General features: G+C 45.1%; 12 protein-coding genes and 1 pseudogene. 4 read left to right on the forward strand and 9 right to left on the reverse strand.

What is annotated here, in order from left to right; translation table 11 throughout:
* Positions 1 to 27: 27 nt before the first annotated feature.
* Positions 28 to 356 (forward strand): annotated as a pseudogene (locus V513_RS14370) (M48 metallopeptidase family protein).
* Positions 357 to 543: 187 nt separating this feature from the next.
* Here the strand turns inward: V513_RS14370 and V513_RS11810 are convergent.
* On the reverse strand, positions 544 to 4,143 hold the full coding sequence (locus V513_RS11810) for an SIR2 family protein (protein ID WP_099772883.1): 3,600 nt from the start codon (positions 4,141 to 4,143) through the stop codon (positions 544 to 546).
* 247 nt (positions 4,144 to 4,390) lie between these two features.
* The gene (locus V513_RS14280; RefSeq protein ID WP_257212103.1) at positions 4,391 to 4,543 is read right to left on the reverse strand and encodes a hypothetical protein; all 153 of its coding nucleotides are present in this window, start codon (positions 4,541 to 4,543) and stop codon (positions 4,391 to 4,393) included.
* 166 nt (positions 4,544 to 4,709) lie between these two features.
* Here V513_RS14280 and V513_RS11820 point away from each other — a divergent pair, with 166 nt between their 5' ends.
* From V513_RS11820 to V513_RS11830, 3 genes are all read left to right on the forward strand, one after another.
* Positions 4,710 to 5,135: a hypothetical protein gene (locus tag V513_RS11820; protein WP_099772884.1), complete on the forward strand. Its 426-nt coding sequence runs from the start codon at positions 4,710 to 4,712 to the stop codon at positions 5,133 to 5,135.
* 15 nt (positions 5,136 to 5,150) lie between these two features.
* On the forward strand, positions 5,151 to 5,582 hold the full coding sequence (locus tag V513_RS11825; RefSeq protein ID WP_099772885.1) for a helix-turn-helix transcriptional regulator: 432 nt from the start codon (positions 5,151 to 5,153) through the stop codon (positions 5,580 to 5,582).
* Positions 5,583 to 5,661: 79 nt separating this feature from the next.
* Complete coding sequence (locus V513_RS11830) at positions 5,662 to 6,027, forward strand: protein-export chaperone SecB (protein ID WP_099772886.1); 366 nt, start codon at positions 5,662 to 5,664, stop codon at positions 6,025 to 6,027.
* A 532-nt stretch (positions 6,028 to 6,559) separates the two neighbouring features.
* Here the strand turns inward: V513_RS11830 and V513_RS11835 are convergent.
* From V513_RS11835 to proC, 7 genes are all read right to left on the reverse strand, one after another.
* Positions 6,560 to 6,835 carry a hypothetical protein gene (locus tag V513_RS11835; RefSeq protein ID WP_099772887.1) on the reverse strand — a complete coding sequence of 92 codons (276 nt, stop codon included), beginning with the start codon at positions 6,833 to 6,835 and terminating at the stop codon, positions 6,560 to 6,562.
* Between the two features lie 1,169 nt (positions 6,836 to 8,004).
* A complete protein-coding gene (locus V513_RS11840; protein WP_306556638.1) occupies positions 8,005 to 8,586 on the reverse strand; it encodes a Gfo/Idh/MocA family protein in 582 nt (193 codons plus the stop codon).
* 81 nt (positions 8,587 to 8,667) lie between these two features.
* On the reverse strand, positions 8,668 to 9,903 hold the full coding sequence (locus V513_RS11845) for a metallopeptidase TldD-related protein (RefSeq protein WP_099772888.1): 1,236 nt from the start codon (positions 9,901 to 9,903) through the stop codon (positions 8,668 to 8,670).
* Positions 9,904 to 9,915: 12 nt separating this feature from the next.
* Positions 9,916 to 11,256, reverse strand: coding sequence for a TldD/PmbA family protein (locus tag V513_RS11850; protein ID WP_099772889.1), 1,341 nt, complete (start codon positions 11,254 to 11,256; stop codon positions 9,916 to 9,918).
* Positions 11,257 to 11,485: 229 nt separating this feature from the next.
* Entirely contained in the window at positions 11,486 to 12,547 is a 1,062-nt protein-coding gene (gene proB, locus V513_RS11855) for a glutamate 5-kinase (RefSeq protein ID WP_099772890.1), read from the reverse strand.
* Positions 12,547 to 13,788, reverse strand: a complete 1,242-nt coding sequence (locus V513_RS11860) for a glutamate-5-semialdehyde dehydrogenase (RefSeq protein ID WP_099772891.1) — start codon at positions 13,786 to 13,788, stop codon at positions 12,547 to 12,549. Before V513_RS11860 ends, proB begins: the two co-directional genes overlap by 1 nt.
* Complete coding sequence (gene proC / locus V513_RS11865; protein WP_180274893.1) at positions 13,772 to 14,602, reverse strand: pyrroline-5-carboxylate reductase; 831 nt, start codon at positions 14,600 to 14,602, stop codon at positions 13,772 to 13,774. The genes V513_RS11860 and proC overlap by 17 nt, the downstream gene beginning before the upstream one ends.
* Positions 14,603 to 14,612: the final 10 nt, after the last annotated feature.

Consider the following 14,612-nt stretch of genomic DNA (forward strand, 5'->3'; position numbering starts at 1 on the left):
ATCAGTTTTCTAGGTTCCATGGTCTAGTTGATAAAGGTTAGAAAGACGAAAGCACTATGGGGAAGCTGCAACAGAAAGAAGGGAATCATTGCGCTGAACTACTGCCTCCACAAAGCCAACCAGCCCTGTATAGAATTCGTATACTCCATGAACCTGTGCACTTCATCTACGCGGGGCACAGTAGAGAATTCTACGACTTCTTCAGCACACATATGCCTAGCTGGAAAGAGCGAAAGAGAATCCTTGACTATGAGGTTGTTCTGGGAGATCGAGAGAACTATACTCAAGTCGGGAGCCAACTAGCTACAATCGGGGCAAATACGTCAGTAATGCGACTAAGTAATGAAACTTGGTAGATCTCAGAATTGTTTAGCAAAAAACACTGCACAAACAACACTCCCTTCATGTATGAGAAATTCTGTGTTTTGTGACACATCATCAATGCTAGAAGAAAAACTAGTTGACACCCGAGTAGTAGTAGGCTACCAACCCCGGATGTGTTTCCCGGCCTCAGTATAGTCCCGTTTCTTGGTATTGCTAGACCTAATAATCGCGAATTCTCAGCCTGATACACTCTTCTATCAAAGACCTTTTCAGACCCTCGTCTTTACATCTTTCTATTACGCTATCGACAGAAGCTCTGCAATTCTGTGTTAAGTAGACTTGTTTTTTTGTCTTTAGCCATTTTGATAGTAGCTCGGCACATAGATCGGCGTTTTTTTCACATAGCTCATTATTATTCAAGAATTTGGGCATCCACCAGTTGTCTTGATTGCCCTTCGTCCCTAACGCTTCCGCTAAGTACCCGGCGCCTTCTATGAACAAATCTTTGTGCTCTGAAAGCATATCAATGGTTATGCTAGCTTCTTCAAAGGAAAAATTCTTGGCATATTCTCCATTTGCCCTATCTCTCACGTACTCCCTAATCCAGTTACTCCATGCTTCGAGTGCTTTCTCTTCTCCGAGATCCTTCATTCTGGCCTTAATACTCCTGTGAACCCCTTCCAGCAGCGCTTGGTTTCCTGCGGCTATAACGAACCTCAGAAAGCTATTTCTATCTTCTCCATCGAGCAAGAAAAACAATACATCTGACAAGAGGGCATAGAACCTCGGAGTATATCTTTCATTAATTAAATCGATCTTCTCTATAGTTTGTTTTATGTACTTCAGAATCCCCCCAAGTATGGGTATATTATAGTTGCACCAGCCTAAAAAGCCACACCACGCTTGTAATGCTCGTTTCGGTTTATTCCAATCGAATGCAGTCACCACTTTCCTCTTGCACCAATCCTGATCAATATAGAATAAAACATGCAACTGGCTTGCGATAATGGTCCTCCCTATTCCATCGCTGAATGTCTTTCCGGAAAGAATGAGCTCCAGAAACTCAATAATCTTGTATCGAAGTTCTTTATCTTTATAATTACTTTTCACAGCATTATAAAGAACAATTATCATGAACATTGCCAGTCTTCCTGAAGGTTGATTTATTGCCCGCATAAGCCATTCGGGCTTTTTCTCTTCTGTTAGAAGTACTGACTTTTCATTATTTCTCAACCTCTTGAAGCAGTAGATGGCAAGATCTATACCCTTTTGCAGAAGTGAAGAGCTGATAGTCAGGTCTTCTCTAGGAAAGGATTCAAGTATCATAGCAATCTCAGCAATTATTTCATCCTTGTCTCGTGTCGACGATAGCTGCTCTATAACAGAATCCCAGTGGACAGACTCTTTCTTTGCTTTTGTTAGCCCATACGAAAGCGCGTGCCACAAGGACTTGTTTAGCTCTGATTGATTCAGATACTCTAGCAATGATTCAGCATATTTCCAGTCTGTCGAAACAATTTCTGTTACTTGATTTAGGATTGCGTAGTTACTGTATTCGAGTACTCTATCTTCTTCTTGCTTATGAACAGGTGCTGCGAATCTGTTCATAAGCTCTATAAGTTCAGGAAAAGGCATTCTTCTCAGCTCATCTACTGACTTGGGCGATACGAAGGTAACAGGATAGCTTCTAACACCCCGTTTTAGAACTTCTGTCGAAGGCTTGAAGCCATATTGTTCTTCAATACGCGTTACGGTGTTATTCACATAATCCGTGCTATTCTTAGATTCTTTTGTCCATAGTAGGCGATTGTAGAGTTCACGATAGAATACTCTCTTCTTCTCCCCATCATCCAGGGCTCTAATCTCTTTCTCTTTGTCAGCAAAGCATGCTTCCAGGCTCAGTACGGTGTTGTGCGATAACTCGGAACTCTCAGTTAAAATTGCTTGCACTTCTACTTCCAGAAAACTCTTAAATAGCCAATCACTCTTAAGAATGATGTTTACCTTTTCATCGTTTGAGTAATAATCGTCCTTCTTAACGCAGTATAGGAATAACCTTTCAAGCAAAGGCATTTTAGAGTGCTTCCAATTGTTATAGTGTAACAAACGATCGGAATCGGAGTCCATTATCTGAAAGTCAATTGCTTCTCTTAAAATGTCTATGAGAAGATCGATCGACTCTTCTCTAACACTCTCTTGTTTTTCGATACTGCTTCTCATTACGCTGAAGTGATCCCAGTTCTCGTCTGCGCTCCCGGTGGCTTTCAGCTTCTTGAAGATGCTAACGAATTTATGAGTAAGTAGTTCTAGCAAATCGCCAGATAGCTCCGCCAGTCTTGGTTTAAGTATGCGTTGCCAGAATTCTTTAATCGTATTCTCGTCTGCCAATGGTTTCACGTCGTGGAGAACAAGATTTTCGAATACTGACGACTGTCTATTATCAACAAAACGAAACAGGAAGTCCGCGACAGTAAGCACGAGTGATTTGTTCAAAGCACTGAACTTTTTCTCTAGCATATCAATTACCCACTCTAGAGGGTAGACAATTCTCGACCTGCTGTTATCAAGGATAAGCATCAGCCATTCTGAAAGTATACAGTCGTTCTCAGCATTCTTCGGCATTTCTTTGTGGACAAGAGCCCGAACGAGATAGTAAACTACTTCAGGATGAATATCCTTCCTTTGCGAGGCAATAAGCTTAATCGTCTTCAGAGAAGTGTCTTGAGAAGCAATCTCTGCAAGCCAGTTTGAAAGTGCTCTCTCGATCTCAGTCAATTCAGTGCTCTTTGACGAGAATAGGCTGTCAAGAATTCCATTTATACTTGCCCATTCAAGCCAATCATAGCTGAGTGCTTCGCTGCAGAACTGCTTAGCGAGATCCACTCTAGTCAGGATATACTGAATATAGTCGCTTTCCTCATTTCTGATAGGAGGCTTAGCTTTAGCGATGGACTGTATCCTGTTAGTGTGGTCAAGGAAACCCATGTTGAACTGCCTTGCCAGCTCGGAGACTGCTTCTTCCAACCTGAAGAATTCGCCCTTGTTCTTCTTCTTTGACGTAGGGAAAGAAATAACTCCAACCCCGAGGCTGCTCCAAAATGCATCTTTACCTTTCCTAATCTCTTTGCCAGACACGAATGAAAATTTGTTGTTTTTCCGAATCCTCAGACCCCTTGCAAGGTACTTTAGCATTGGGTCTGAATGAGAATAGCCTATAAACAAGATGGTGTAATCAGAGCCGTATAGAGTACGAACAAAATCAGAGGCCCACCCCTCTGAAAGATATGCTCTTCCGAAGTCAGTGTCAGTTACGATAAGTTCTTCCGCATCCTGGGCGATATTTCCGTGCAGGTAGACCACCCCCTTGAATTTGTTGCCCCTAGGCAGTGCAGGAGCGGAGAATTCATTGGGCAACATGTCAAAATGGCCTTCTGCTTTCAGTTTTTCAATTGCGGTTGAAAAGTGCCTGTCAAAATTCGTTGTCACTATTCTTAGATTGTCAGCTGTGAATAACTGTGAAATGTCTCTATGAAGGATATTGGGAGACGAATCTGGTCGACCGATTATGGCTCTTACTCTTTCATTCACCTTACCGTATTTGATGTCCAGTTCACCTAGGTATTCATCAAAAGCTGGATGTTTTCTCTCGTTGAAAACCTCGGCACACTGTTCAGCAATTTGCTTAACTAGTTGTGGAAAATTGGGAAGACACGATGGGGGACCCATTGACACTCCGGCTCCAGCAAAGACAACAAGCTTTCCATCTTCGCGAGCGCGCAAAATTTCGTCAGGAATATTCACGTGTCTAGTAATATACATACTGCCCTTCCCACATCGAATGTCCTTTGCTACGATTAGCCCTATTGTCTGCAATCAGAAAATGGCTGATCCAAAATGATTATAGAAGAGTTTACATTGAAAACAAAATTAAGCGCTTTTTTTCGATTGTTTAAAAAAGACCCGGCTCTGAAGCCGGGCCAAAAAAGAAGGTGAGATACACTGGGTTTGTTTGTTTTCGAGTCGCCTAGAAACATTGTGTTTCTCAATCGCTATCTGCAAATAGCTATTACTTAACCAGCACCTTCGTCGCTGTCTTCCAAAGGCCTCTGTTCAGGAACATGACGACGAGGTCTATCAGGACATCCAGGATGAAGTCGAAGAATTCGGGATCGATCTTCCATTGTTCATCTGGAAGCGCGTCCTTTATCATCTGCTTCACTTTCTCTTTCTTCTCTGGTCCGTTGCCGGGAGATTCGACATAACTTGCGAAGATTGTGATTAGGGATAGTAACTCTTTTATTCACGACATATTATCACTCCTTCGTAATAATCGTTACGGATCGTTCTTACAATAATATAACTTATAAGTTATAAATGGAGGTAAGATGGAGAGAAAGATCGATGTCTTATCCGACGAAAAAATGCAGAGGGAATTTGACAAGTACGTAGAAAAGAATCCCTCCAGAAAGAAGGATCTAATAAAGAAAAGGTTTTTGTTCACCGAGCTGCTGGAAAAGGCGGGGGAGAATTATGTGAAAACGGAACTTGCAAAATCGCGAAGATCTTCCCGCCTGGAGATTTTAAGACGTACGAAGACCAATTATTCGATATATTCTCTTCATCTTACAGAGACAAAGAGGAATGATCCGGAAAACGCAAGGATTCTTTTCTGCTTCTTCAATGATAAGAAGGTTATCGTTTATCTTGTCTTCTTCGATGAGTCCGATGAAAAGTATGAGAAGGCGATCGAGAGACTGAAGTCGAGGATTTGTAAATGGACCGGGCGGGGATTTAATGTATGCAAGTTTTAGGAGGTGTAGATACTTATGTTTTCATGGGGCGTAGGCGACGGTAATAAAAGGATGGTTACTGAAAATCCAGAGCCTCCATTCAAGAGAGATAGCGAACTGCTGTTAGAGTCGGCAGACGATGATACGAGATTTGAATTGAAATTGATTGGAGTCATGACGGATATTTCTGCAGCTCTTATTAACTATCGGGCGGATAACTCCCTTTCACAAAAGGAGCTGGCAGAAAAACTAGAGTGCAGCCAGGCAATGGTCTCGAAAATCGAAAGTGGCGACTATAACTTCACATTAAGAAAGCTTTTTGACGTTGTCAATAAACTCGGAGGTCGTGTATCTTTTGAGATTGACTTCAAAGACGGTACTTCGGTTACAGATTCTTCAGAAGGGCGAGTCTCAATATGGGAGTACGTTGGCAATCAAAGCATCAAAGGGATGAAGAATAGTGCCTGAGCCAGTGTATGCTGAGTTTCGTTTCTTGGCACACAGAATTTCTGATTTTTCGTTTACTCTCCAGGAGGGAATCAAAAACATGTCAGTTTCGCTGGACCTGGATGATCCAGAGCTTGAATATTGGCGTGCCGATAACGGTTGTCTCCTTGGTCTGTTGTCTCTCTCAGTCAAAGTCAGGGGTCGGAGCGGAAGAAAGATGGCTTTGAAGCTTGATGCAACAATCAAGGGCAGGTTTGAAGCTCCAGGGAATATGGAAGATAAAACATTCGAAGACTTCTGCATGATTAGCGGGACCGCCACTCTGATCCCTCTTCTTAGGGCCGCGATTATCTCTTTCACTTCACAGGCTGGAATGAATCCTCCTATCAGAATACCTTTGATCAACGTGCCTCAGTCACTCTCAAAGACCGCCTTGTCAGAGAAAAGAGAAAAGAACAGCGAATAGTCTGATTAGAGCTCTTTTGAGATCACATTGTTTACCTCACTTTCATCGAACATCTCGAGTGATCATATGATATGGCCAGAGGATATTTGTTTTGAAGAAAGCGGCCGCTTACGCGAGGCTTCCCGGAGAAAACCGCTCGAAATCAGCGTAGAAATCCTATGACAATTGCTGTAATTACGGGATTCGACTTCTTGAGACCGTCTTTCAACAGAACAAATGGACATTGAAAATCAACCCCCGGCGCCCGAGGCACCTCCGCAAAAAATTCTCTTTTCGGAGGAATTTTGTTTTCTAAAGAGAGAACAATAAACAGGGTCCGCAAAAGAAAAGCCTGATTCGCGTCTGGGATCATAAAGATATTTGACGGATTAAGCACGTTGTCATTTGAAATGCGGTGGTACGTCTGGATTTACTTTCAATTTTGCTCTTCTTTAGCGCGTTTCAGGATTCGTGCTGTCAAAGTTGACTGTATTCATTATAAGAACAAGGGCCCTTTTGGGCCCTTGACTTGATTGAGTAGGGGTTTTATCTCTTACAGCTGTGCTGCTTTTCCGAATCCTTTGCCGAGTCCCGGTCCCTTTTCGCCAGAGGCTCCGTGCCTGTAGCCTGTTCCGTCCTGGGCATTCTTCAGTTCTCTTACACCGTCATTCGGGCAGTTGTCATTTATTCCGTCGCCGTCTGCATCTACGAAGTTCTCACAGGTTGTAGGGTCCTGAACTCTCTGCATCGTCTTCGTTCCGTAGCCTACTGCCAATGTCATTCCACCGATCAGAAGAACCGTTATCGTAATTAACACTATCTTTTTCATCTCTTACACCTCCACATGATTTTTGGTACATTCTCAGTCTACGGCCCGTTTCTTGGAGCCCGCTTAAAAGCCGCTTAGAGATTGCTTAGAGATTTGAAGAGCCGGGTCTTGGGTTGTGGAATCTAGAGTCTGGCAAGAGCGGGATCCCTGAACAGGAGCACTTCAGTGACGAAGTGAGAACGTACTTCACAGCGGCCAGCAAAAAGCGGTTCCTACGAAGCGGCTCCTCCAGCGATTAGGGGATTCTTGTTCCTAAACGCACAGCGGTTTTTAGGAGCGAGATGCTGAAACAAGTTCAGATGACGCGAAGGGCTGGTATCGATTACAGGGTATGGGATCTCGTGAAGAGAACCGGCTATCAATTCAGGGTTTCAATGCAACTGAGGAAGTTATCCCGACATAGGCTTTGGGAAGTTTCTCACTGTGTCATCCCGAACTTGTTTCGGGATCCGTTTTTGATCTTTCAGCGCACAGCGGTTCTTAGCGCGAGATGCTGAAACAAGTTCAGACGGGATGCGGCGTTTTGAAAATAACCCTACGCTGTAATCTCATTGGCGATCAGGGGATTCTTGTTCCTAAGCGCGCAGCGGTTCTTAGAGCGAGGTGCTGAAACGAGCATGACGCGAAGGGCAGGGTATCGATTACAGGCTATAGGGTCTCGTGAACAGAACCGGCAATCAATTCAGGGTTTCAATGCAACTGGGGAAGTTATCCCGACATAGGCTTTGGGAAGTTTCTCACTGTGTCATCCCGAACTTGTTTCGGGATCTAGGTTTTGATCCTCTCGGAGGACCGTGGACCGTTGACGGACAACGCGGTTTTTCACGGCGTACAGCGGGTCTTCGTTCTTTAGCGTACAGCGGTTCTTAGGTCGAGATGCTGAAACGAGTTCAGCATGACGCGAAGGGCAGGGTATCGATTACAGGGTATGGGATCTCGTGAAGAGAACCGGCAATCAATTCAGGGTTTCAATGCAACTGAGGAAGTTATCCCGACATCGGCTTTGGGAAGTTTCTCACTGTGTCATCCCGAACTTGTTTCGGGATCTAGGTTTTGATCCTCTCGGAGGACCGTGGACCGTTGACGAGCAACGCGGTTTTCATCGGCATACAGCGGATTCTTGTTCCTAAGCGTACAGCGGTTCTTAGGAGCGAGATGCTGAAACAAATTCAGCATGACCAAAAGCGGCGTTTTCTAAGAAAGTCGAAATCGTGTATGGAGAGATCTACGAAGACGCCCCCGCTCTTTGTAATATCGGCGAACCAGTTGTCTATACCGTGAGAGGGAAATGAACCTCCCCTGTAAAGCCTTGCCATGACGATTTCACCCACGTCTCCGGCGGCAGCTAGTTCCTTCACTCTTATATACTGCTGAAAGAAGCGTACGACGTGGCCCACCATGAATTTCCTCCCGTTCTTTTTGGCCGCCCTGTCCATTGCCCTTGCGTCTTCAAGAGTTAGCGCCACGGGCTTTTCGCAGAAGACGTGCTTGCCGGCCTTGAGCGCCCTGACGGCAAGTTCCCTGTGCGTGAATGTCGGGGTGCAGATATCTACAATGTCTACACTGCTGTTTTCCAGAATCTCCTCAAAGCTGGCGACGGTTGCTCCGTATTTTTCGGAGATCGCTTTCGCCCTGCTTTCGATTGGATCGACTATCCAGAGGGGATTTCTTTTATCGATGGCCCAGTGGCCCCCCGCTTGGACTTTCCCATCATCCCCGCTCCAAGTATCGCTATAGAGTGCACACCGTATCTCCCGGGATTTTCCGTTATGTCAAGATGTCAAGCCAGTTGTTTGAAGAATACAGGTTCATGGTATTCGTGGAACGGAAATCTAGAGCTTCTCCACATTCATGTCCATGATCGTAAGCTTCGTGTTCTCAATTCCAAGAAAGTCTTCACTTGAAACGCCACGGAAGTCCTTGCCCAGCATGTCGAAGATGTGTGAACTTATGCTCAGTTCGGGAAGCCTTCCAATAAATCTGTCTCCATCAAAGAGAAAGGCCAATTGAGCTGGGGTCGCGAATCGACCGTCCTGAGTGAAGTCACCTCCGCTCGCAATTAAAATGAATATGGCCTTCTGACCGTCAAGAAGTTGCTTTGCGGTCTTGTGCGATTCTGCGAATTTGAGCATCGGCATCCCTAACTCAGGCAGGCCATCGTACTCTCCTCCTGCAGAACCGGTATGGGTAAGATTGAAAGTGGCAGCGGTTTTCTTATCTGTATATGGAGAGATTACTACTCCGTCCTCTATTAACGCAAATCTATCGGAGTCGTTCACGGTTCCTTCCTTATCGAAGAACGGCTCGAAGAAACCATCTTCCACATTGCGCGTCTGGAAAAGAGTGACTTTGTCGGAGAAGACTTTTTTGCCGATCTTCCCCGAAAGAAGGGATCCACCCGAGCCGAAAAGCATACCGTTTAGAGACTCGTAGAGTTTCTTGTAGTACGTCACATCATTCGACCCAAAGACCACCGGATAAACTCCTTCTTCTAATTCAGGCAGCTGGTTCATGTATGCATCACAAATCATATTAGTCAACTCGATAAAGGAGTCTTTATGGAACTTCCTTCCTTCGTATCCCGTCATCGCATCGATGATGTTCGATGATTTCTTGTCCTTTATTACTAGTTCGAGACTTATGGATTCGCGAGATGATTTCAAGTCAAGACCGAGATCGTTCTGCATGGAAGACTCGACTCTCGCAGATTTGAACAAGTGGCTAAAACTAAAATGAGGTTGGTCTCTTCTCAGTTTCTCGAGAATTTCTTCTGTAGCTTCCAGCAATTCTTCTTCACCCTGGAGATCTGACTGGTGGCGTTCTTCTCTCACGAGCTCTCTAGAAGCCTCGTAGGGATAAGGAATCGCAAGCTTCAACGATTCTTTTGCCTTTGCCACGAGTTCTTCTTCATTACACTCTCCAAGCGCACCGGCAACCCCCATTGACTTGCCATCGTAAAGTCGAATCGACGTGCGAAGAATGTCTTTCTTCCTTACAGAACTGACCTGTGTTTGAACTATCTTTACTGCATTTTCTGTATAATGAACGACATATCTTTCTTTCGTCATATCCAGCACCTCCTAGTGAACACTCAACGAGCGGACACGGACGTATGGTCCCCCGAATCCAACGGGAAGGGCATATTGCTCCATCTTCCCACACCCTCCAAGCGCAAACGATAGAAGCTTGAACTCCTCGGTCAGTCCCTCGATCTCGTTAAGGGTTTGGAAAACACTTCCCGTCACCACAGAGATCTTGACCGGCTCTGCAATCTTTCCGTTTCTGATCATGTATGCTCTGCATGGAGCGAGCGTGAAGGTCGACATCCCGGAGCCGTGGTTGAGAGAATCAACGTAGACGCCTTCTTTTATGCCGGAAAGAAGCTCATCAAAGGATAATTCACCAGGCGTAACAAAAGTGGTGGTCATTCTCACAATTGGTTCATACTCGAAATTCACAGCTCTGGCATTTCCCGTCAGTTCTTCGCCTAAAGCTGCCGCAGTTTCTGCACTGTGCAACCGTCCAGATAGAAGACCCTCTCTCACCAAATAGGTTTCTTCTGCCTTTGTTCCCTCGTCATCAAAAATGACATTCCCGACACCTGGCTTATTCCCATCGTCGACAATAGAAAGAATTTCGCTTCCCACTCTTCTGCCAATTTTCCATTCTTCCATCATTGTCTTGTCTCCGATCATGAAATCCGCCTCGCTCTTGTGTCCAAAACTCTCATGCGCAAAGACACCGGCAGCTTCTGGAGAGAGAATAACCGGATAACTGCCCGAAACAACCGGTCTTGCATTTCTTATGAAATCTTCAGAGGTCTCAACAGTCTTTCTCACTTCTTCATGAAGTCCCTTTATAGAATCAAGCTCGTTACCGGCAAGATCATATCTTTCCATGAACTGCTCTTCATCTTTGGCCATCTGGAAAAGCAGTCTGAAACCTACTCGTTGGTAATCGAATTCCAGATTCGCCCCCTTGCTCGAAAAGAACCTCTTGCCAACTCTCTGATCTATATACTGACCTCTCCAGAACTTCACGAGTTCGCTCTTTTCGACATGGGGGAAGTAACTTGAAAGAATATCGTATTTCTCATTGAGAGAGGCTTTAAAAACGTTTGAGTCTCCATCGAATCTCAAGTACGACCCTTTGTTTGCCTGGAGTTTCCGTACCACTCCATGTTCTTCAATGGAGCGATTCTTCTTTGCAAGAGAAGCCAACCTGTCAAGTTCGTCCTGAATTGAATCAAGATCTGTCGTCGCGCTGAAGTACCATCTCTCTCCATCAAACACCCTGATGAAAGCCGCCGAGTACCTCTGCTCTTTCATATTGTCTGTTCTTCCAAGTGTCACCACAATATCGCTTTTCGAAACATCCTCGATTCTGACATCCGAGTACAAAAGGTCCGGGAAACTATACATATTTCACCTCCAACGTGTCCTCCTTCGAAAAGTATACTACGAGATCTTTAGACATCAGGGCGGAGATTACCGTGGTAGGCTTTAACTAAGGAAGACACAATTCAGATCTCGTTTGACCTGGTTCTTATCCATAGTCTCTGCTAAATTGTGGCTGCGTTCGCAATTCCACAAATTTCATGTAGTATTTGACGATTCGACATCTTACGAAGCGAGGTCTTTTATTAACGTGTTAAATACGATAGGAATTATCGATGTGAACCACTACCTTTGCACAATCATGGCCCAGGACAGAGGAAATCCTATCGCTCCTCACTCCCTTGATTTTCTGGACTTCTGAAGCACTGAAATTAGAGATTCCCCTCGCGACTTCCTTTCCCTCGACTGAGCAAATACTTACTACATCACCTTCAGAGAACTCTCCAGAAACATCTTCTACGCCTACCGCCAAAAGACTTTTCCCTCGAGCAATAGCCCCTTCGGCTCCTCGATTTACTGTGATCTTTCCTCTCGGAGTTGAAAGAAAGCCAATCCACGTCTTGCGGGCGCCGGGAGATTCTATTGGGGAGAAGATTGTTCCGACATCCTTTCCCTGAACAAATTCCTCTATCTTTCGGAAATCCCTTCCATTACAAATACAACTTCTAATGCCACTTGCAGACGCGGCGCGTGCAGCCCTTATCTTTGTATCTATTCCGCCTGTACCCCAGGAATTATTCTCTATGTTCTTGAGTCTCTTCGATGGGTCAAATTCCCGAATCACTTTTCCTTCCTCATCGACGATTCCATCTATAGTTGACATGAGTATCAACAGGTTAGCCTGCCATCCGATAGCAAACATTGAAGCGAGAATGTCGTTGTCCCCGAACATGATCTCTTCGGTGGAGGTTGTGTCGTTTTCGTTCACTATAGGAACAAGACCGAGTTCAAGAAGCCCTATAAGAGTATTTCTGAGATTGAGAAATCTCTTTCTGTCTCCAAAATCGTCTCTGTTAACTAGAATCTGTGCGATTCTCTCTCCAAAGAGATCGAAAACCGTCTCATACAGCTTCATCAGCTGGACCTGCCCTGCGGCGCAAAGGGCTTGCTTCATGTAAAGATCGCCATTCGACTTTTTTCCCTCCAGATAACCAAAGCCAGCCGCTCTGGCTCCCGAAGACACTAAGACAACCTGGCTGCCTGACGATTTCAGCAAAGAGATCTCTCTCGCAAGCTCAGTCACATATTTCTTATCGATTTCTCCGTTACTCTTTACAAGCAAGTTGGAACCAGCTTTCAGGACCACTCTAGACATCACTTTCTCACCTGATTATTCCCAAGTATCGTATACTTGTAACTTGTTAGCTCCTTAAGACCAAAAGGTCCTCTTGCGTGCAGCTTCTGTGTGCTTATGCCTATTTCACTGCCAAAACCAAATTCTCCGCCATCGGTAAACCTTGTTGAAGCGTTAACGTAAACGGCTGCGGAATCCACGTCTTTCAAGAATTTTCTGGAATTAGCGTAGTCATTGGTCAAGATTGCTTCGGAGTGCCCCGATGAGTATTTCTCAATATGCATAATCGCTTCATCCACGTCTTTAACTACCTTTATGGCAAGCACCAGATCAAGAAACTCAGTGGCGAAATCCTCATCGGTGGCAGAAATCATCTTCCAGTATTTGGTTGATTCATCACAGCCCCTCAGCTCCACTCCTTTTTTAGAGAGAACTTCGGAGACTCTTGGAATGAACTCTGCAGCTATGTCCCTGTGAACAAGCAATGTTTCAACGGCGTTGCACGTTCCTGGTCTCTGTGTCTTCGCATTGTCAACTATTTCCACCGCTTTATTAAGATCTGCATTGTAGTCCACGAAGATGTGGCAGTTACCAGTTCCAGTCTCTATTACGGGTATTCTTGAATTGTTGACCACGAACTTTATCAGTCCCGCGCCGCCCCTGGGTATTATCAAAGATAGATATTGATTCATTTTCAGCATCTCTTGCACAGCTTCATGAGAAGTATCTTCAACGAGTTCCACCGAACTATCGGGAAGACCGGCCAAAGCTAGGGCAGTCTTAATTGCGGAAACTATTGCCTTGTTGGAGTTAATAGCGTCGCTCCCTCCTTTTAGAAGGACCGAATTGCCGGATTTTATGGCGAGTATGGAAGCGTCGACGGTGACATTCGGCCTCGACTCATATATCATACCGATTGCCCCAATCGGAACTCTCTCTTTGGAAATAAGCAGCCCGTCTTTCTGAATCCAAGCGCTTTCTATTTCGCCAACCGGATCAGGCAGAGAGGCAACATTCTCGCATGATTTAACCATCATAGCAATTCGTTCTTCGGAAAGAGCTAGTCTGTCAATGAGAGACTCCTTCATTCCCTTCTTTCTCGAGTTTTCAACGTCAATGGAATTGGCCCGAAGGATCTCTCCTTTCTGAGCTTCGAGTTCTCCGGAGATCAACATGATCGCTTCATTCTTCTCATTGGTGCTCAGCAACCTGAGCTTTCTCGAAGCGGTCTTAACTCTCTCTCCCTTATTCAGAAGATCCATTATGTGTCACCTCCAGCTCGGAGTTGATCTCTTCAGCTCTCAAATAGGTGTCAAAGAGAGCCTTCATTATCGTGCCTCTCAATCCTTCTCTCTCCAAAGAATAGATTCCTTCGATAGTCGTGCCTCCGGGTGAGGTTACGAGATGACGGAACTCGCCAGGGTGATTTCCCTTCACCTTAAGCAACTCGACCGAACCTCCAAGAGTGCCGAGAATAAGCTCTCTGGCAACGTCATAAGAGAGACCCATTTTTAGGCCCACATCAATCAATGACTCAACAATCACAAACACGAAGGCCGGGCCACTACCACTTAGAGCGGTAACAGCAGAGAGGTCTTTCTCCCTGACTTCCACAATCTCACCCATTGTGCGAAGGATTCTCTCGACTTCTTTTTTCTCACTTCCTGTAAGTGAACTTGAGCAAACGAATCCCGTGACGCCCCGTCCTATTGCGCTTGGAACGTTTGGCATAATTCGGGCAATCTTTTCCAAGCCCGTCTTCCTCGAAATCAAAGCTATCTCAATTCCAGTAATTGTGCTGATAATGACTGGAGAGGAGTTCTTACCGTTTATGACTTCCGCAAATAACTCCATACAGTCCTGAGGTTTCACCGAAATTATTACGTGGGTGCAATTCTCCAGGACTTCACCGGGAGTCTTCGCGATAACCACTCTCTCAGTTTCGCCAGAATAATTTGAAAGCCTTTCCTGATTTCTGTCCATCAAGTACAGCTTCTCGAGACCCTCAAGCTCTCCGAGAAGCCTGTCGGCGAAGATTCCACCTATGTTTCCTACACCGATAATCCCTACTCTCATATTCCCCTCC

It is taken from the genome of Mesotoga sp. H07.pep.5.3, assembly GCF_002752615.1.
Taxonomy (GTDB): domain Bacteria; phylum Thermotogota; class Thermotogae; order Petrotogales; family Kosmotogaceae; genus Mesotoga; species Mesotoga prima.

Excerpts from the sequence above, each read along its gene's own strand:
- proC (WP_180274893.1), bottom strand. The coding sequence starts at position 14,602 with ATGAGAGTAGGGATTATCGGTGTAGGAAACATAGGTGGAATCTTCGCC.
- V513_RS11820 (WP_099772884.1), top strand. The coding sequence starts at position 4,710 with ATGGAGAGAAAGATCGATGTCTTATCCGACGAAAAAATGCAGAGGGAA.
- V513_RS11810 (WP_099772883.1), bottom strand. The coding sequence starts at position 4,143 with ATGTATATTACTAGACACGTGAATATTCCTGACGAAATTTTGCGCGCT.
- V513_RS11835 (WP_099772887.1), bottom strand. The coding sequence starts at position 6,835 with ATGAAAAAGATAGTGTTAATTACGATAACGGTTCTTCTGATCGGTGGA.
- V513_RS11830 (WP_099772886.1), top strand. The coding sequence starts at position 5,662 with ATGTCAGTTTCGCTGGACCTGGATGATCCAGAGCTTGAATATTGGCGT.
- proB (WP_099772890.1), bottom strand. The coding sequence starts at position 12,547 with ATGTCTAGAGTGGTCCTGAAAGCTGGTTCCAACTTGCTTGTAAAGAGT.
- V513_RS11850 (WP_099772889.1), bottom strand. The coding sequence starts at position 11,256 with ATGTATAGTTTCCCGGACCTTTTGTACTCGGATGTCAGAATCGAGGAT.
- V513_RS11845 (WP_099772888.1), bottom strand. The coding sequence starts at position 9,903 with ATGACGAAAGAAAGATATGTCGTTCATTATACAGAAAATGCAGTAAAG.
- V513_RS11825 (WP_099772885.1), top strand. The coding sequence starts at position 5,151 with ATGTTTTCATGGGGCGTAGGCGACGGTAATAAAAGGATGGTTACTGAA.
- V513_RS11860 (WP_099772891.1), bottom strand. The coding sequence starts at position 13,788 with ATGGATCTTCTGAATAAGGGAGAGAGAGTTAAGACCGCTTCGAGAAAG.